Below are 18,351 nucleotides of genomic sequence, written 5' to 3'. Positions count from 1 at the left end.
CCCTACCGCCGAACCGTGGAACGCAGGAGGCGCAGGGCGACGGACAGAGACGCCATGTCGTCGCGCTCCAGGCTGTTGACCTCGTCGAACATGTTGCGGACCCGTTCGAGGTTGTCGGCGTTCAGCGCCTCCCAGGCGTCCAATCGCGCCACGGGATCGTTTTGCTCCGGCGCCGCGGCGATGGCGGAACGCGTGATGTCGATGACCGTTGCGTACAGGTCGTCGCGCAACGCCGCGCGGGCCAGCGCCTGCCACCGGTCGTCGCGGGGCAGCTTAGTGATCCGCTCCAGGAGATCATCGATGCCGAAGCGGTCGAAGACGACGTAGTACGTCCTGGCGACGTCCTCGGCCGCTATGCCCGTTTCCGCGGTTGTCAGAGCGATGTCCAACAGGACGAAACTTTCGAACTGCTGCGCATAGCGCTCCGCCAGAGTTTGCGGGAGGCCCCAGGCCAGTGCCCGGGCTTCCCACTCCCCCACGCGCTCCGCGTCCCGGCCCCGCAGGAACTCACCGAGGCGGTCGCGCAGGGAAAGGACGGTGTCCTTGAAGGCGTCGACGTCCTTCTGGACGGACGTGCCGCGACCGACGTGCGCGATGAGCCAGCGCGTGGCGCGGTCCAGTAGACGGCGCATGTCGAGTTGGAGCCGGCACCAGTGCTCGGTCGGGAAATCGGCCGGCAGCGCGACCACGCTGGAGACGAAGCCGTCCAGCGCGTAGATCTCTCGCAGCGCCACGAAAGCGCGTGCCACAACCGACTCCGGGGCACCCGTCTCCTCCATCACCCGGAACGCGTAGTTGATTCCACCCATGTTCACGATGTCGTTGGCGACCACCGTGGAGATGATTTCCCTGCGCAGCGGATGGATCAGGACCTCCTCGGGGAACCGTTCCGACAGCTGCCGCGGGAAGTAGTCCCGGAGCGTCCCGTCGAAATACGGATCGTCGGCGAGTTCCGTCGCCGTGAGCGCCGTGGCCAACTGGATCTTGGCGTAGGCGACGAGCACCGAGAGCTCCGGCGAGGTCAGGCCCTGTCCGCGTTCAAGCCTGGTCTCCAGCTCCTTGTTCGACGGAAGGAACTCGATCTCGCGGTTGAGGTCGGCGCTCTCCTCGAGCCAATCCATCATGCGCTCGAAACTCGGGCTCCACTCGGTCAGACGCTGCTTGTCGTTAAGGAGCAGGACGTTCTGGTCGACGTTCGTCTTGAGCACCAGATCGGCGACCTCCTCGGTCATGGAATGCAGGAATGCCGTTCGTTCCCCCGCGTCCAGCTTGCCGGTCGCGACCAGGCGGTCAACCAGGATCTTGATATTTACCTCATGGTCCGAACAGTCGACGCCGGCGGAGTTGTCGATGGCGTCCGTGTTCAGCAGGACGCCGTTGAGTCCGGCCTCGATGCGGCCCAACTGGGTCATGCCGAGGTTGCCGCCCTCGCCGACCACCCTGACGCGCAGCTCGCTTCCATCGACGCGTATCGCGTCGTTGGCCCGGTCGCCGACTTCGGTATGGGTTTCGTCGGACGACTTGACGTATGTGCCGATCCCGCCGTTGTAGAACAGGTCCGCCGGCGCCATGAGGATCGCGCGCAGCAGCTCCGGCGGGGAAAGTCGCGTGGTGCCGGCTGGAAGGGCGAGGGCGTCCCTGACCTGGGGAGTGATGTCGATGCTCTTGGACTCCCGCGGGTGGACGCCTCCTCCCTCGCTGATCAGCGAGGCGTCGTAATCCGCCCAGCTGGAGCGCGGCAACCCGAACAACCGCCGGCGCTCGTCGAACGATGCCCCCGAATCCGGGTTGGGATCCAGGAAGATGTGTCGGTGGTCGAAGGCGGCCACCAACCTGATGTGCCGCGAGCACAGCATGCCGTTTCCGAACACGTCTCCGCTCATGTCCCCCACGGCCACCACCGTGAAGTCCTGCGTTTGCGTATCCAGGTCCAGCTCGGTGAAGTGCCGCTTGACCGATTCCCAGGCGCCGCGGGCCGTGATTCCCATGGCCTTGTGGTCATACCCCACGGAACCGCCCGATGCGAAGGCATCGCCGAGCCAGTGTCCGCGCTCCAGCGAAATTTCGTTGGCGATGTCGGAGAAGCTGGCCGTCCCCTTGTCCGCGGCGACGACGAGGTACGTGTCGTCTCCGTCCAGCCGGACGACGTCGCGCGGGGGCACAACCTCCTGGCCCGCCGCCGTGGTGACCAGATTGTCCGTGATTTCCAGGAGCGAACGGATGAAGATGCGGTAGGCGGCTTTACCCTCCTCCATCCAGGCGTTCCGGTCGAGCATCGGGTCAGGCAGCTTCTTGGCGAAGAATCCGCCCTTGGCCCCCGTCGGGACGATCACGGCGTTCTTGACCATCTGTGCCTTGACCAGTCCCAGGATCTCGGTCCTGAAATCTTCGCGGCGATCGGACCAGCGCAATCCGCCGCGGGCCACCTCGCCGAAGCGGAGGTGAACCCCCTCGACGCGCGGCGAGTAGACCCAGATCTCGTACTTCGGACGCGGGTAGGGCGCCCCGTCGATGGTCCGTGGGGACAGCTTGAACGCCAGGTGCTCCGCGCCCTGGAAGTAGTTGGTGCGCAACGTGGAGTCGATGACGTTGACGAAGCGCCTCAGGAGCCGGTCTGCGTCGAGCGTCGGGACCCGCTCCAGCGCCGAGGTCAGCGCGGCGCGTGTTTCCGCGGTCCGCTGGACACGCGCCGCATCGCTCAGTGCGGGATCGAAGCTGCCCTCGAAGAGTTCGATCAGCGCCTTGGCCACTTCGGGGTTGGTCAGCAGCGTGTCGCTGATGAAACCGTAGGAGTTCGGGATGCCCAATTGCCGGAGGTACTTGGCGTAGCTGCGCAGGATGGCCACCTGGCGCCAACGCATGCCCTCGCGCAGGATCAACCGGTCGAACGAATCGGACTCCGACTTCCCCAGGGACACGGCGGCGTACGCCTCCGCAACCAGGTCGCTCGTCCGCAGCGGGTCGGCCCCGACCGGGTAGGTCAGACCGAGGTCGTAGAGGAAGAAGTCCCTGCCGTCCCCCCGTGAAATCGCGAACGGCTTCTCGTCCACCACCTCGAGTCCCAGGTTCGTCAGGACGGGCAGGATGCGGCTCAGGGACAATGGCTCCGTCAGATAGAGCTTGAGCCGCGCATCGACGTTGTGTTCGCCGTCGGTTGCGGCGGGAACGTAGACCTTGACGACGGGACCTTCGTGGTTTGGTTCGTCGTGGCGGCGGAAGTGTTCAATGTCCTCCAGCGCATCCTCGATCTCGAAGTCCACGCGATACGCCGGCGGGAACGCCTCGGCCCACTGCGATGACAGGGCGCCGGCCTCGCCGTCCGCGAATTTTCCCCGGACCGCCTGGTCGATGCCCTCGGGCCACGACCGCACGGCGAGCACGAGACGCTGCTCGAGATCCAACCTGTCGACGGCGGGGACGTCACCACCCTTGGGCAGCCTGATCCGGTAGAAGAGTCGGACGAGTGCGGATTCGCTCATGCGGACCTCGAAGTCCATGGCGTCTGCGGCGAAGGCCTTCTTGAGCTCGTCCTCGATACGCAGGCGCACGCCCGTGGTGTACCTGTCGCGGGGCAGGAACACCAGGGCCGACATGAAGCGCCCGTAGATGTCCGGCCGAAGGAAAATACTGGTGCGCCGTCGTTCCTGAAGCCGGAGGATGCCCAGGACTGTTTCGAGCAGGTCGACCGGCTCGATCTGGAACAGCTCGTCGCGCGGGTACGACTCGAGAATGGTCAGGACGTCCTTGCCGGAATGGGAGTCCGAGGCGAAACCCGAGCGTTTCATCACGGCGTCGACCTTCTCGCGGACCACCGGGATGCTGCGCACCGACCTCGTGTAGGCGCTCGAGGCGAACAGACCGATGAATCGACGCTCGCCGTTGACGTTGCCCTGCGGGTCGAAGCTCTTCACTCCGATGTAGTCCAGGTAGACCGCCCTGTGCACGGTGGAACGGGAGTTTGCCTTGGTGATCACCAAGGCCCGCTTTTCGCGTGCCTTGGCCCTCCCCGACGCGGTCAGCATCTGGACCTGTCCGGCCACGGACGGCTGCCGCAACAGGCCCAGGCCGCTCTCGGCTCGGACGCGCAGCACGTCCTCGCCGTCCTGCGTTGCCAGGTCGTACTCCCGGTAGCCAAGGAACGTGAAGTTCCCGTCGTCGAGCCACCGCAGCAGTTCGCTCGCGCCGTGGAGGTCCGGCACTTCGTGTCCGTTGACCACCGAACCGAGCGAATCGGCGATGTCGTGTGCCTTGGCCCGCATGGCGGGCCAGTCCTCGACGGAGTCGCGCACGTCCGCCAGGACCTTTTCGAGTCCTTCGACAAGCGCCACGACGGCGTCGTCCGATGGCTGTCCGCCGATTTCGATGGATATCCAGGATTCGACGCGAGTCTGCCCCTCGGACTGCAACAGGAAACGGGCGAGATTGGGGAGCGATGCGGTGTCGCCGCTGGAGATGGGAACCGCTGTGGACACGGGTTCCAGGTCGGTCAGCGTGCCGTCCTCGGCGCGATGGGCGATGAATGTCGGGTGGACCACGAGGTTGATCGCCTGCCGCTGGCGGCTGACTTCCGCCGTCACGGAGTCCACGAGGAAGGGCATGTCGTCCGTGACGACGTACACCACCGCCGTTCCGGCGTGCCCGCCAACGGAAACCTTGGCTTCCCCGGCGCCGCGCGTCTGTCCGACTGAGAGGTGGGCGCCCACCCTCGCCTCCAGTTCCTGCGCGGAATATCCCTCCGTGTCTTCCCTTGCCACGTGTCCGTAGTAGGTTTCGACGAATGCGGGCGTGAGCGTGTCAGCAATGAACCCAGAGGGCATGCCGGACCCCGACGACTTCAATGTAAGCCTCCGTGTGATGGTGTATACCGCGCCATTGCGGTCTTATGCCGTCCAGCCTATCCCGTCTACAGGCAAGTTCACATCGAGTCTCGGTTACCGCCGGAAGAGGCTCTTCCTTCGCGGAATTCCCACTCCTACGAGGCCCGCGACAGAGGTTCTCAAGCCGCTGGCCGGCGCCCATTCGGCAAGCGGACTGCCGGCCAGTAACGCCCCGTCGGCGGCCTCCGGATCCCAGGGCAGAAACGCCGCCACCGGGCGGTCCGGGCCGAACCGCGCCCAGGTTTCACGCAGCTGGCGTTCCGGCGATGCCCCGATGGAAGCCGACCTGACCTTGTTGAAGACGATGCGCGGCTCGATATCCGGAAATCGGTCCCCAAGTTCCTCGACGGCCTTGACCAGTCGTGGAACCCCCACGCTGTCCGCCGCTCCGACGGCCAGGACCTCGTCGGCGGCTTCGAGGGCCGCCGCCGTGGCCGCGTTGCGCTGGGGTGCAGACGTGTCGAAGCTGAGGTCCTCGTCGAATTCGATGGCGGGCGCCACGTCGACGACGACAAGGTCCGATTGCCGGCGGGAGAAGTCGAGAACGCGGGCCATCGACTCTGCTCGGAGTTCCGGCCACCGACTGGGCCGCGGAAGCCCCGTGGCCACGCGCAACCTTGCACCGGCGACGGCAAGTACGGAACACCCGCGTTCGAATCCAGACCGGTCCAATACGCCCTGATCGGCCAGTCGGCATAATTGCGCGAGACCCGCGGATTCGTCCAACAATCCGAGGTGGACGGCAACGCTGGCGCCGTAGGTATCGGCGTCCACCAGCACGACGTTCTTGCCATCGAGGGCGGCCTCGACGGCCATGTTCACCGCTACGGTCGTCCTGCCCGAGCTGCCTGGAGGTCCCCACACTGCGGTGATGCGTCCGGGTGCGCGATCCTCCCAAGGTTCTCGTTGCACCGGTGGGCCGGCGGCGGGCGTCGGCACCCTTCCGCGCACCGCGCCGCCGCAGAGCAGTTCCAGTAGATCCGATATCGATTGCGCCGGCGCGCTCGGCGACTCGACGCTGGCGCCCAAACCGGCCAGTCGTTCCGTAGCCGCCCCGTCATCGGTCAGGACGAGCGCCGGGACACCGAGTCGCGCAAGGCTGTCCAGCGTTGCCGCGTCCACATCGAGGGGATCCCCCGCCAAGAGCGCCGCATCCGCCAAGCCCGATTCCGCCAAGGCAACGATCTCCGTGAGTTCGTCGCAACGCCGCACGACGGTCACGGCGCCGCGGAGGCGCTCCAACGCGTCCGTGACGCCGGCCGTGTCGGCCCACACCACGGCGGACACCGTCACGGCGTGCCACCGGACGGATTGTGGACCACTGTGATGCGCGCGTCGTTTGCCAGGGCATTGAGCAACTGCGCGAGTTTGCCGTCCTCCACAAGGACCTCGACCACGATGCCGGCGGTTCCGCCGAATCCGGTTTCCATCGGCCGTAGCGCGGAAACCTCGGCACCTGGGAGGAGAAGCTCGGGCTGCTCGTACGAGTTCGTCGCTGCCGTCTTCGCGCCCGACCAGATGTCAACGCGCGTTCCGACGACGACAGCCTGCGGTAGGGCCTGCTGCAATTCGATCGTCACCGGTTTGCGTCCGGTGGCATCCGGCACCCCCAACGCGCGCATCGGGACAAGTTCGCCAGCCCGGATCAACGTGTTCGCCTGGGCCCCTTCCGGAATACCACCGGCGACGGCGTAGCGGTCGGCGGTGCCGTCGAGGCGAACCTCGACCACGGACAGCCGGGACGCTTCCACCTTCTCTCCCAGCGAGATGTCTTCCTTGGCGACGTACATTGCCACGGACTTGTCCAGACTGGAGATCAACGCCACCACACCGGCAACCGACGCGACCATCAGCAGGATCCCGACCAGAAGACGCGGATCTTTCCACCCCGGCTTCCGCAGGCGGCGCAGCTCTCCGTCGCTCGTATTCGGTTCCATGAGTCGTCCCCCGCCTTCCGGGCCCTCGCCCGCCGCATGATTCGGCACCGCCGCCTGCGCGGAGGGCACGATTCCACACTATTGGTTAAACGCCCGTCACGGAAAAGCGAACCGCAAACCTGTGGACAGGGCACGCCCTGCGGACCTAGGGGTCGCGCTGGACGGCGGCGACGGCGTCGAACGGCACCAGAAGGAGCGACCGGACGGACGAGCCCCGCCGGAATTCACCGAGGGGATGGGCCGCAAGCTGGAGGTGATCGGCTCCAGCGTGGTCCAACGTCCCCGTCCCGAGAACGGCTCCGTCCCGGGCATGCAGCGTGACGCGTGCCCGGTCCCGCACCAGCGCCCTCAGTGCGGCACCGAGGCTCGGCAGCCGGCGTCCCCCGTTTTCTTCCGGTGCGACCCTGACACCCACACCCTCTACCGAACGGAGGGCCGCAACCGGCACGACGTACTCGGCTCCTCCGGACACCAGTCCCAGCCACCCCGCCCCCACCCGCTGCAGGCGTCCGCGCAGCAGAAGCCCACCCAAGAGCAGCAGGGTCACTTCCCCGCCAAGGTGGCCGCCCAGTCGTCTGGCCAAAGGAAGTTGGGAACGCTCAATGCGGACCATTTCCTGGATTTCGACCACGCGGTCACGGGCGGCTTCGCCGTTCATCTGCGCTTCGAGGTCGGCAAACAGGGCATCCCATCTCATGCACGCCAGCCTAGCGAACACTCGACACACTCTGGACACCCCGCACGACAAATGGCACGATATGGGCACTAGCGATACTAAACGACATCAAATAGCTTCTAATTCCCCAAAGAATGGTGAATGCAATGAGAGCCGAATCTCTCGATTATGCCTGGTGCCTTACCATCGCCGCACTCGGCGCGTTTCTCCTCTGGTGCGGCTTGGGACCCCTGGACGGCGGTGCTCGCGCGCTCTTGGCCGTTCCCGCTTCGTCCAGCGAGTTCGAGAGCCTGAGCGCCTTTGCACTCATGGTCCTCGGCCTGCTGGTGCTGGGCTGGTGGGCCGTGGGGCTGGCGGCCGCGCTCACTGCCAGCGTGATGGCACGTTCGGGGCACACGGAGGCGGCGCGTCGGACGGCGCGCCTCAGTCCCGCATTCATGCGTCGCCTCGTCGCGGCGCTGCTCGGCGCGAATCTGCTGCTGTCGCCCGCCGCCCATGCGGCATCGGCGCCCGCGTCCGCCCCGATCGTGGCGGCGAAGGCCACCGGGGTCCCCGTCCCCTACTGGGCGACCGACGTCGGAACAAGGGACACGGTAGCCGAATCGGCGGTAAATCCGCGGGCTACGGCAGGCGCCCCGGATCCGGGCTGGCGTGCGGAGAAACCGGCCGCACCCATGGACCGCGTACTCGGCGGATCCGCACCGTCGGATTCCGGACGGGACGTCGTCGTGACCCGTGGCGATTCGCTCTGGTCCATTGCGGCCCGGAGCCTCGGAGGCGACGCCACGGAGGCCGAGATCGCGCGCGAATGGCCGCGCTGGTATGGCGCGAATCGCCACACCATCGGTTCCGACCCCGACCACCTGTCGGTCGGGTCGATACTCATTCCGCCTGCCGGATAACCAACAAGCACCCAATCCAACGAACCGTCTCGGGAGGACATCATGACCACCACGCCGGAACCCCGCCCCATCACGTCCCGACCACTCCACGGCCCAGCCAGCGGCGGCGATCAACCCCAGGCCGTCCGACGCTTCGCCGACGTGATGCCGTCATACGGCTCATCCACAGGAGGCTCCGCCGGCGCCTCACCGTCCGCGGGCGACCGACGCGAACCGCCGGTACGGTCGCCAAATCCCCCGGAGCCGATCGACCTGCGGGCAGAACACCGCCACATAGCGTCGATAGCCCGTGTCGTAGGCCAGGCCGCATTTGAATCGATGGCCGGCATCCGGCCGGTCCACCAGCTGGCCCGGTGGCTGGACCCCGAGAGCTTCGAGAAGATCTGCGACCGCGTCCAGCTCACGACGACGGCGCATCAGTCCGCAGGGACACGTCTCTACCGGAACACCGCGGTCCGGCGGACCCGCCTGTGCCGGGTCGGCGAAGGGGTCTACGAGGCGTCACTTGTCGTGGTGGACCAGACACGGGTCCGCGCCGCCGCTCTGAGGATCGAGCTGCGGCGCGGACAGTGGAAGGTTTCCGCCCTGGAAATCGGCTAGCTGCGCTTGCCCTTCTTGCCGCGGCGTTCGGCCCGGTTGGCCGACTCCGCGTCCTCCGCAGCGGTGCGTTCGACGTGGGTACTGGCGCCCCCGTCTTCCGAGGGGGCCGTGTACTGCAAGGTCGCCGGCTTGGCCGGTGCGTCGAGGCCGGGCGTGGACAGAACGGGGGCAAGAGTCGCTCCGCGGCCGTCAGTCACGCCGGGCAACGTCACCCGTGCGGGCTTCGCAACCTCGACCTCCACGTTGAAGAGGAATCCGATGCTTTCTTCGCGGATGGACTCCATCATGGTCTGGAACATCGTGTAGCCCTCGCGCTGGTACTCGACCAGCGGGTCACGCTGGGCCATGGCCCGCAATCCGATGCCTTCCTTGAGGTAGTCCATCTCATACAGGTGCTCCTGCCACTTGCGGCCAATGACACTCAGCACCACCCGACGCTCCAGCTCGCGCATGTTCGGTTCGCCCACGGCCTCCTCGCGCATCTGGTACTGCACCCGGGCGTCGGACAGGATCTCCTCGTGGAGGAACTCGGAGGTGAGCTTTCCCTTGCCGCCGGCCTCCTCCAGCACCTCGTCGATCGTGAGGGACACGGGATAGATCTGCTTCAGGTTCGTCCAGAGCCGCTCCAGGTCCCAATCGTCCCCGTGGCCCTCGGCCGTGGTTTCGGTGACCATGGCGGTGACGACATCCTCCAGGAAGTGCCCGACCTTCTCGTGCAGGTCGCCGCCTTCGAGAATCCGGCGCCGGTCGCCATAGATGGCCTCACGCTGGCGGTTCATGACGTCGTCGTACTTCAAGACGTTCTTGCGCTGCTCGGCGTTCGTTGATTCCACCTGGCCCTGCGCCGTTTCGATGGCCTTCGAGACAATTTTCGACTCCAGGGCCATATCGTCCGGCATGGACGGGTTGTTCATGATCCGCTGCGCCGCGTTGGCGTTGAACCTGCGCATCAGCTCATCGGTCATGGACAGGTAGAACCGCGATTCGCCCGGGTCGCCCTGTCGGCCGGAACGTCCACGCAGCTGATTGTCGATGCGGCGGGACTCGTGGCGCTCGGTGCCGAGCACATACAGCCCGCCCTGCTTGCGGACCTCCTCTGCCTCGGACTCGACCTGCATGGTCGATGCCGCGAAAACCTCGTCCCAGACGCGTTCGTACTGCTCCGAATCGGTGGCCGGGTCAAGACCGCGCCGTTCCATCTCGGCAACCGCAAGGAACTCGGCGTTGCCTCCAAGCATGATGTCGGTTCCGCGTCCGGCCATGTTGGTGGCCACGGTCACGGCGGCCCTCTTGCCCGCCTGTGCAATGATCGCGGCCTCGCGCGCATGCTGTTTCGCGTTCAGCACCTCGTGCCGGACGCCTTCCTTCGCCAGCTTGCGGGAGAGGTACTCGCTCTTCTCGACGCTGGTCGTTCCGACCAGGACCGGCTGTCCGGCCGCGTGGCGTTCGCCGATGTCCTTGACCACTGCCTCGAACTTCGCGATTTCATTCTTATAAATGAGGTCCGACTGGTCCTGGCGCTGCATCGGCTTGTTCGTCGGAATCTCCACCACACCGAGCTTGTAGGTTCCCATGAACTCGGCCGCCTCGGTCTGGGCGGTACCGGTCATTCCCGACAACTTGGAGTACAGACGGAAGTAGTTCTGGAGCGTGACGGTGGCCATGGTCTGGTTCTCGGCCTTGATTTCCACGCCCTCTTTGGCCTCGATGGCCTGGTGCATGCCCTCGTTGTAGCGGCGTCCGGCCAGGGTGCGCCCCGTGTGCTCGTCGACGATCATCACATCGCCGTTCATCACGACGTAGTCCTTGTCCTTCTTGAAGAGTTCCTTGGCCTTGATGGCGTTGTTCAGGAAACCGATGAGCGGCGTGTTGGCGGACTCGTAGAGATTGTGGATGCCGAGGTAGTCCTCGACCTTCTCGATACCGGATTCGAGGACACCGATAGTGCGCTTCTTCTCATCGACCTCGTAGTCTTCGTCGAGCTTCAGCCGGGTGACGAGGCGGGCGAACTCCCCGAACCAACGATTCACGTCGCCGGTAGCCTGCCCGGAGATGATCAGCGGGGTGCGGGCCTCGTCGATGAGAATCGAGTCGACCTCGTCGACGATGGCGAAGTTGTGCCCGCGCTGGACGAGTTCGTCCTTGGACCACGCCATGTTGTCGCGCAGGTAGTCGAAGCCGAACTCGTTGTTCGTGCCGTAGGTGACGTCCGCAAGGTACTGCTCGCGGCGGACGGAGGGGTCCTGGTTGGACAGGATGCAGCCGCTGGTCAGGCCGAGGAAACGGTACACGCGGCCCATCAGGTCCGACTGGTATTGCGCCAGGTAGTCGTTCGTGGTCACCACGTGCACGCCCGCGCCGGTGATCGCGTTGAGGTAGGCGGGACCGGTGGCCACGAGCGTCTTGCCCTCGCCGGTCTTCATCTCGGCGATGTTGCCCAAGTGCAGCGCGGCTCCACCCATCAGCTGGACGTCGAAGTGGCGCATTCCGAGGGTACGGCCTGCGGCCTCGCGTACCGCCGCGAACGCCTCGGGAAGCAGGGAGTCCAGCGTGGCGCCATCCTGGTAGCGCTGCTTGAACTTGTCCGTTTCACCGCGCAGCTCGGCATCGGTGAGCGACCTGAATTCCTCGTCGAGCACGTTGACGGCGTCGGCGTAGCCGCGCAAGCGCTTCAAGGTCTTCTTGTCGCCGGTTCGCAGGACGCGTTCTAGCAGTGATGCCACGTGGCAGCTCCCAAATCTCAGGCACAGGAATTCTGGCTAGGCCAGTCTACGTGAGACACGATCGACCTCAGGGGATGGTTCCCGCGCCGTCGTTTCGCACCTCCGCCGCGAGTTCCGGGGCCAGGTCGCCGCGCGGTTCAACCACCACCTCGCCGAGCCCCAGCCACCCGGCCATCAGGCGCAGTTCCCGGGCCAACTCGCCGGCCGTCTCCCGTGGTGCGTCGGTCTCCGCGTGGCTGGCACGGACCAGCAGCTTCCCGTTCGCCCGATCCGATTTCAGGTCCACGCGGGCCGCCATTCGCTGGCCCAAAAGGAACGGCAGGACGTAGTAGCCGAACTGCCGCTTCGGTTCGGGCGTGTAGATCTCGATCCGGTAGCGGAAGCCGAAGAGCTCCTCGAGCCGCCGGCGTTCGAACACCATGGAGTCAAAGGGACCCAGGAGAGCCCGACCCGACGCCGTTCGCGGCACCGCGGCAGCGACGTGCACGTATTGGTCGCCGCGCCAACCGTCGACGTGGACGGGCTCCAGCTCGCCCCGCCCCACCAGCCGGTCAACCGCGCGCGCGGCCGGCTTCAGGGGAACCCTGAAATAGTCGGCGAAGCAGCGCACCGTGCCGATGCCGTGCGCCCGCGCCGCCGCTGCGATCAAGCGCAGCATGGCTTCGTCCGGGTCCGGGTTCGGATCGGCCGGGAAACCACCCGGCAGCACGCTGGCAATGTGAGCGTAGCGCCGCTCGAACTGCTGGGTGCGGCCGACGGATCCCACATCGCCGGCCGCAAACAGCACCTCGAGCGACCTCTTGACCGCAGACCAGTTCCAGCCCCAGTTGTCCCGATGCGGGTCCTCCACGTGTCCGAGGCGCGCCTGCACCTGGCGGGCCGTCAGGGGCCTCGACGCGTGCAGGGTCTCCAGCACCAGGTCGGCGGTCCGCCGGAGCTCGCCGGAGTCGCTGGAGAAATCGCCCATCCAGTTGCGGCGCTGCCAAACCCGCAGGTCAGCGAAGTGCTCCGGGCGGACAAAACTTGCCTCGTGCGCCCAGTACTCCACGAGTCGCCGGGGCTGCCGTGACGCGAGCCGGTCCAACACGTCGCGGTCGTAGTCCCCGAGGCGGGAATAGAGCGGCAGGTAGTGCGCGCGGCTGAGGACATTGACCGAGTCGATCTGCAGGAGTTGCAGCCTCTCCACGGCAAGGCCCACCCGCCGGGCACTCGCCCGGCCGGTGGGCCTCCGTGTGGATAGGCCCTGGGCCGCCAGCGCGATGCGCCGTGCCCGTTCCAAGGTCATCCGTGGTGTCATGCGGCCAGTCTAGGACCGGCCATCCGCGTCCTAGGCGTTTGCCGCCTCGGCGCCGCGGTAGTGGCGAACCTCCACCGTTTCCTCGTCGTTGCATTCGCCGTCCAGGGAGATGATGCCGTAGGCCCAGCCCTTCCGGCGGTAGACCACCGACGGCTGGCCCGTGGTGTCGTCGACGAACAGGTAAAAGGGGTGTCCCACCATCTCCATGCGGTCGACGGCGTCGTCGACGCTCATGGAAGCCGCGGGAAAGACCTTCCGGCGGATCTCCACCGGGTTTTCCGCGGGGGCCTCTGCCGCGGGAGCCGCTGCTTCGGCCTGGTCCCTTGCGGCCTCCTCGTGGAGGGGCACGGTCGAACTCGCCGGTTCGAGTGTGGACGTGGCCTGGAAAACCGCCTGCGGCGTCTGGCGTCCGTGGTGGACCTTCTTGCGGTCCCTTGCGCGCCGCAGACGCTCGAGCAGTTTGGAGAAAGCGATGTCGAATGCCGCGAACTTGTCCGCCGCCTTGGCCTCCGCGCGGATGGCAGGTCCCCGGCCGACGACACTGATCTCAACGGTGAGCTGCGTGTCGGTCTGGCGTGCGTTGGGCTCCTTGGTCACCTTGACGTCGAGGCGCTGGACCTTCGTTGCCAGTTGCTCGATCTTCGCGACCTTTTCGTCCGCGTACTCCCGGAACCTGTCGGAAACCGTCAGGTTGCGTCCGGTGATCATCATCTCCATGGTGTCCTCCTACTACTTGCCTCGGGTGACACATCAGCGGCCAAAAGGGGTGCTCCTTCCAGCCGCTGAAGATGGGTTCTTATCCTCCTGGCGAGGTGCCCATATCTCACCGTAGTTCACCCCTAGCCGGTTTCAATGGAGTTGCCAAATGTTTCTCGTTCACCGTCCGCTGAACCGTCCTGTGCGTGCGCGGAGTCGGCGTGTCGGGGCGGACGCGTCGCGGCGACGAAGACGGCCGCCTCGACCCGTGCACCGGCCTCCGTAAGGCACCGGTACGCCTCTGCAACCGTCGCGCCGGTGGTCAGCACGTCATCCACAATCACGCAGGTCCGGCCTTTCGCGACCTTGCCGCGTCGCACCGACATGGATCCCCTGGCCTGCCCCCGTGCACGGCGCCCCTTGCCCTTCTGCGCCCCGTGGCCGAGGCCAAGGAGGTCGCGCTGGACGAGCAACCCCTCCACCCGTGTTCCGCGCGGAAGCAACCCCCGCGCGGACACCCACCCGGCAAGGACGTCAACGGGGGCGTATCCACGACGCGTGCGCGCGGCGAAGTGGGAGGGAACGGGGACCAGCAGCACCTCCGAGTCTGCGTCTCCGTCTCCGGACGACGGCCCGTCACGTTCCCAGGCCGGGCGCGCTGTTCTCAGGGCACCGGCGAGCGCCGGTCCCAACACGGATACGAGTCCCGTGCGTTGTTTGTTCTTGAACGCCAACAACGCCGCCGCCAATTCGTTCCGGTAGATCCCCGCGGCGACGGCGGGAAGCGGCTCGAGGAATCCCCCCGGCGTCCCGCCGGCGTCGACGCCGGCTCCCACGGGCGGGGCGGTGGCGCGTCCGGGCGAGAGGGCTTCCCGCAGCGGCAGCGACTCCGCGCCGTCGTGCGCGGGAAAGGGACGCACCGTGGCGGCGCGGATCACCGCCCGGCAGCGCGGGCAGAGCACCGCGTCCGACGCCCCGCACCCGACGCAGTCGGACGGGGAGAGGACCGAGGCCAAGTCGCGCAAGGCCGCCACGGCCGAGAGTGCCCGGGGGTGGAAAAGCCAGGCGTCCACTGTCGCTGCGATGTGGGGTGCGAAGGGGCGGTCCATGGCCCCATCGTCGCCGACGCGGGGCCGTGCCGCGCTCGGGCGACGCCGGACTGTGGACCGGCGGCGCGGACCGGAACGTGTGGAAGGACTTCGGCGTGGAGGCGGGGTCAGCCGGGGTAGGCCAAATAGCGGGCCTGTCCCGCCTGCTTCTTCCACAGGTTGCTCACCCGCGAGTAGACTCCCTCGGGCGTTTCCGCGTAGACGGTGCGCTGCTCGCCCGGCGCGGCCGATATTCCCGTCATGCCCAGCAGCGGCTGGAAGACTTCGCTGTCCCCTGCCAGCGGGATGCGTTCGGCCTCGACCGGCTGCTCGTTGTCGGGCGCCATGACGATCACGGAGGTCGCCGAGTCCCAGACCGCCTTGCCCACGGGGACGGTCGAGGGTAGGCGCGACGGCTCGGTGAATCCGCGCGGCACGCCTTCGGTGTCCCTGATCACTCCGGAGACGTACACGCCCGCCTCGCCATCGATTTCGGCGACCACGACGGCGCGGGCGCCATCCCGGGAGATCCGCAGTGACGAGACCACCGCATTGTCCATCCAGGCGGCCGCAACCTCACGGACCTCGCCGTGGCGCGACCTGTCCTCCGGCACCGCATACACGTGGGTCCGGTCGGTGGGATCCACCGTCCAGGTCCATCCATGGATATCGATGCTGGGCGCCAACAGGCTTTTTCCCGATGCGCCGCGCCGGACGGCGCCGCCCTCACCGACCGTGAACAGCCGGCTCCGGTCGCCGTTGAGGAAGGCGAAGCGGTTGCCGCCCGGGGACATGGCCGGGTCGCGGGGATCGTGACTGGAGATGTCCCCGACACCGACCACTGCCTGGACGCCGTTCCCCTGGTAGTAGACCAACTGCTTGTCCGCAACCGCCACCTGCGTGTCCGGAACCGCGGGGTTGACGACGGCGTTGACGAAGTCGGGCGACGTGTCCCCCAGACTGACCGCACGCTGTCCGACCGTCATCGTGACGGAGGAGATGTTCCCGACGCCGGCCAGCGTGAGCTCCAGTTGCTGCTGCATCTGCTGGCGGTGCAGTTCCGTGGTGTCGGCGAACACTCCGTCCGCGAAGTCCACCGTCGCGTGCCGGGCATCCACGGGCACGGCCGCCCGGGCCAACTCGCTGTCCTCCGGGAACGCGGTGCGCACCGCGTTGCGCAGATAAGGCGCGGGACCCGCCAACATGGATTCGACAAGGGGCGCGGCAAGGGACTGCCGGTTGGCGAACCACCGGTAGTCGGGAATGGCGTAGGCCAGCGTCGAATCGTAGAAGTACAGGGCGTAGGGCGAGAACAACACCGGGAAGTTCCCCTGCTCCACCAGCGTTCCGTCCGGCGCGGCGGAGATGCGCCATTCGTCTTCCACTTCGGTCAGGGCGACCTCCACGGATTCGGTGGCGTTCTCGGGGCTGCGGGTCAGGATGCCGTGCTCGTCGATGGTCGCGACGACGGCCAATTCGATCGTGTAGCTTCCCTCCTCGACATTGGAGACGACGTTCGGCTCGGAGTCGTAGACCAGGGTTCGTGCCGTGCTCTGCCAGGAGCGCGCCAGTTCGGGAGCCAGGTATTCGCGGGCCACCTTGTAGTCGTCCTGCGGCGAGATGCCCGCACGGTAGAAGCCCGCGATGATCTCGTCGGGGCCGGCACCGTCTTCCGGGCCGGGCGGCGTGAAGGCGTACTGGAATTCGGACTCCGTCTGGCCCTCGGGTCCGATGGTGCCCACCGGCCCGCGGACGGGTATGGAGCCGCAGCCGGCGGCGAGGAGCACGACGGCGGCCAGCATGGCGACCAGCGCCCGCACCGGCACCCCGTGGAACCTTCCACCGCCCCTACGCTCGTCCTGCGTTCTAGGCATCCTGTCCTCCCGTCGCATCCCTCTCCCCATTTTCGAACGCGTTGTCCTTCGGCACCAGCGGCAGTGGCGAGGCCTCCACCGTGCCCCCCGCCCGACACGGCAGCGTGAGGCGGAACGAAGCGCCGTGGCCCTGCTCACCCCACGCCTGCAGCCAGCCGCCGTGGAGCCGCGTGTCCTCCGTGGCGATCGAGAGGCCCAGGCCGCTGCCGCCGGTGGTCCGCGCCCGTGCCGGATCCGCCCGCCAAAACCTGTCGAAGACACGGGCTGCGTCGGCGGGCGACATGCCGATGCCGTGGTCCCTCACCACGACGGCGACGGAGTGGTCGTCGCCGGCCACCGTGATGTCAATGGGGCGACCCTCGCCGTGTTCCACGGCGTTCATGACCAGGTTCCGGACGACGCGTTCGATGCGCCGCGGATCCATCTCCACGACGCACCCGTCCGACGGCGCGTGGATGCGCAGCGGAGTGCCCGCGGTCTCCGCGTGCATCTGGGCGGAATCGACGACGCGTCGGACGATGGGGACGATGTCGAGGGCCTCGGCGTCGAGCACCGCGACGCCGGCGTCGAACCGCGAGACCTCCAGCAGGTCGTTCAGCAGGTTCTGGAAACGCTCGACCTGGTTGTAGAGCAGTTCCGCGGAGCGCCTGTTGACCGGGTCGAAGTCCGCCCGCGCGTCGTGGAGCACCTCCGCCGCCATGCGCACCGTCGTGAGCGGGGTGCGCAGTTCGTGGGACACGTCGGAGACGAAACGCTGTTGCATCCGCGACAGCCTGGCCAGCTGCGTGATCTGGTCCTGGAGGTTCGCGGCCATGCGGTTGAACGATGTCCCCAGCCTGGCGATCTCGTCTTCCCCGTGGACCTCCATGCGCTCCTGGAGTTCCCCGTCGGCCAGCTTCTCGGACACGAGCGCCGCGTTGGAGACCGGTCGGACCACCAGCCGCGTGGTGTACCAGGCGATGCCACCGGTCACCACGAGTAGCACGATCCCGCCGATCCCCATCACACGGTGGATCAGGTCGAGCGTTTCCTGGACGGAGGACAGGTCGTAGACCAGATACAACGCGTAGGCGCGTCCCGGCGGGAGCGATACCTGCGTCCCGAAGGCCAGGCCGGGGACGTCGATGTTATTCCGCGGGTATTCGATGGACTGCCAGAAGACGCCCGAGTTTTCCCGGACGGTCGTGGCGAGCGCATCGGGAATGACGCCGGTGGTGAGTCCTCCACTGGCAGTGTTCGTGACGTAGATGTTCTCGGAACTCGGAAGGGGCGTCAGCACGAAATCCCGTTGGACGGTTGCGCCGTCCCCCTGGACCAGTTTCAGCGTGTCGTTGACGAAGGCCACGGTGCTGGACCGGTCCGTGGTCGCCGCCGACTCGAAATTGGACTTGACCCGGTTCAGCCCGCGCACGGATTCGTCTTCAACCTGTCGGAACCGCTCCTCGAACAAACCGGCGGCGATCTGGTTGGACAGGAACGCGCCGGTTCCCGCCAGTGCCAAGGCCGAGAGCAGGACGGTGGCGGCAACCGCGCGCAGCTGCAGGGAGCGGCGCCAGGCGTTGGAGACGCGTTGGATGCGCCGGTTGTTGCGGAAAGCGGCCACCCGGCGGCGCGGCTTCGGGACGGTCGGTGTTCCGTCGCCGGTTCCCGCCGCCTCCTCCGGCGCCGCGGCGGATCCCAA

At 67.0% G+C, this 18,351-nt stretch carries 12 protein-coding genes; 2 read left to right on the top strand and 10 right to left on the bottom strand.

All coding sequences use genetic code 11. The features are described 5' to 3' along the window. Nucleotides 1–2: 2 nt before the first annotated feature. The 4 genes from ACHAAJ_RS03450 to ACHAAJ_RS03435 form a co-directional block, all read right to left on the bottom strand. Nucleotides 3–4,817 (bottom strand): NAD-glutamate dehydrogenase, encoded by a 4,815-nt coding sequence (locus ACHAAJ_RS03450; protein ID WP_435726515.1) that lies wholly within the window; start codon nucleotides 4,815–4,817, stop codon nucleotides 3–5. A gap of 114 nt (nucleotides 4,818–4,931) precedes the next feature. Continuing rightward, entirely contained in the window at nucleotides 4,932–6,170 is a 1,239-nt protein-coding gene (locus ACHAAJ_RS03445) for a CpaE/TadZ family protein (RefSeq protein ID WP_435726514.1), read from the bottom strand. Continuing rightward, nucleotides 6,167–6,814 carry a hypothetical protein gene (locus ACHAAJ_RS03440; protein WP_435726513.1) on the bottom strand — a complete coding sequence of 216 codons (648 nt, stop codon included), beginning with the start codon at nucleotides 6,812–6,814 and terminating at the stop codon, nucleotides 6,167–6,169. The genes ACHAAJ_RS03445 and ACHAAJ_RS03440 overlap by 4 nt, the downstream gene beginning before the upstream one ends. Before the next feature lie 145 nt (nucleotides 6,815–6,959). After that, nucleotides 6,960–7,511 carry a hypothetical protein gene (locus ACHAAJ_RS03435; RefSeq protein ID WP_435726512.1) on the bottom strand — a complete coding sequence of 184 codons (552 nt, stop codon included), beginning with the start codon at nucleotides 7,509–7,511 and terminating at the stop codon, nucleotides 6,960–6,962. 125 nt (nucleotides 7,512–7,636) lie between these two features. Here ACHAAJ_RS03435 and ACHAAJ_RS03430 point away from each other — a divergent pair, with 125 nt between their 5' ends. After that, nucleotides 7,637–8,392, top strand: coding sequence for a LysM peptidoglycan-binding domain-containing protein (locus ACHAAJ_RS03430; RefSeq protein WP_435726511.1), 756 nt, complete (start codon nucleotides 7,637–7,639; stop codon nucleotides 8,390–8,392). 42 nt (nucleotides 8,393–8,434) lie between these two features. After that, on the top strand, nucleotides 8,435–8,992 hold the full coding sequence (locus tag ACHAAJ_RS03425) for an Rv3235 family protein (protein ID WP_435726510.1): 558 nt from the start codon (nucleotides 8,435–8,437) through the stop codon (nucleotides 8,990–8,992). Here ACHAAJ_RS03425 and secA read toward each other — a convergent pair. From secA to mtrB, 6 genes are all read right to left on the bottom strand, one after another. Continuing rightward, the gene (gene secA / locus ACHAAJ_RS03420; RefSeq protein ID WP_435726509.1) at nucleotides 8,989–11,715 is read right to left on the bottom strand and encodes a preprotein translocase subunit SecA; all 2,727 of its coding nucleotides are present in this window, start codon (nucleotides 11,713–11,715) and stop codon (nucleotides 8,989–8,991) included. The two genes, ACHAAJ_RS03425 and secA, sit on opposite strands and share 4 nt — an antisense overlap. 67 nt (nucleotides 11,716–11,782) lie before the next feature. Then, on the bottom strand, nucleotides 11,783–13,012 hold the full coding sequence (locus tag ACHAAJ_RS03415; protein WP_435726508.1) for a winged helix-turn-helix domain-containing protein: 1,230 nt from the start codon (nucleotides 13,010–13,012) through the stop codon (nucleotides 11,783–11,785). Between the two features lie 30 nt (nucleotides 13,013–13,042). After that, nucleotides 13,043–13,729 (bottom strand): ribosome hibernation-promoting factor, HPF/YfiA family, encoded by a 687-nt coding sequence (gene hpf, locus ACHAAJ_RS03410; RefSeq protein ID WP_435726507.1) that lies wholly within the window; start codon nucleotides 13,727–13,729, stop codon nucleotides 13,043–13,045. Between the two features lie 122 nt (nucleotides 13,730–13,851). Beyond that, a complete protein-coding gene (locus tag ACHAAJ_RS03405; protein WP_435726506.1) occupies nucleotides 13,852–14,817 on the bottom strand; it encodes a ComF family protein in 966 nt (321 codons plus the stop codon). 107 nt (nucleotides 14,818–14,924) lie between these two features. Further along, nucleotides 14,925–16,670 carry an LpqB family beta-propeller domain-containing protein gene (locus ACHAAJ_RS03400; RefSeq protein WP_435726505.1) on the bottom strand — a complete coding sequence of 582 codons (1,746 nt, stop codon included), beginning with the start codon at nucleotides 16,668–16,670 and terminating at the stop codon, nucleotides 14,925–14,927. Continuing rightward, nucleotides 16,663–18,351, bottom strand: a complete 1,689-nt coding sequence (gene mtrB / locus ACHAAJ_RS03395; RefSeq protein ID WP_435726504.1) for an MtrAB system histidine kinase MtrB — start codon at nucleotides 18,349–18,351, stop codon at nucleotides 16,663–16,665. The genes ACHAAJ_RS03400 and mtrB overlap by 8 nt, the downstream gene beginning before the upstream one ends.

This window comes from Arthrobacter arnarulunnguaqae (assembly GCF_051262515.1).
In the GTDB taxonomy this organism is placed as follows: Bacteria; Actinomycetota; Actinomycetes; order Actinomycetales; family Micrococcaceae; genus Arthrobacter_N.
Note: the sequence above shows the minus strand (reverse complement) of the source record. Positions and strands in the feature narration are given on the sequence as shown.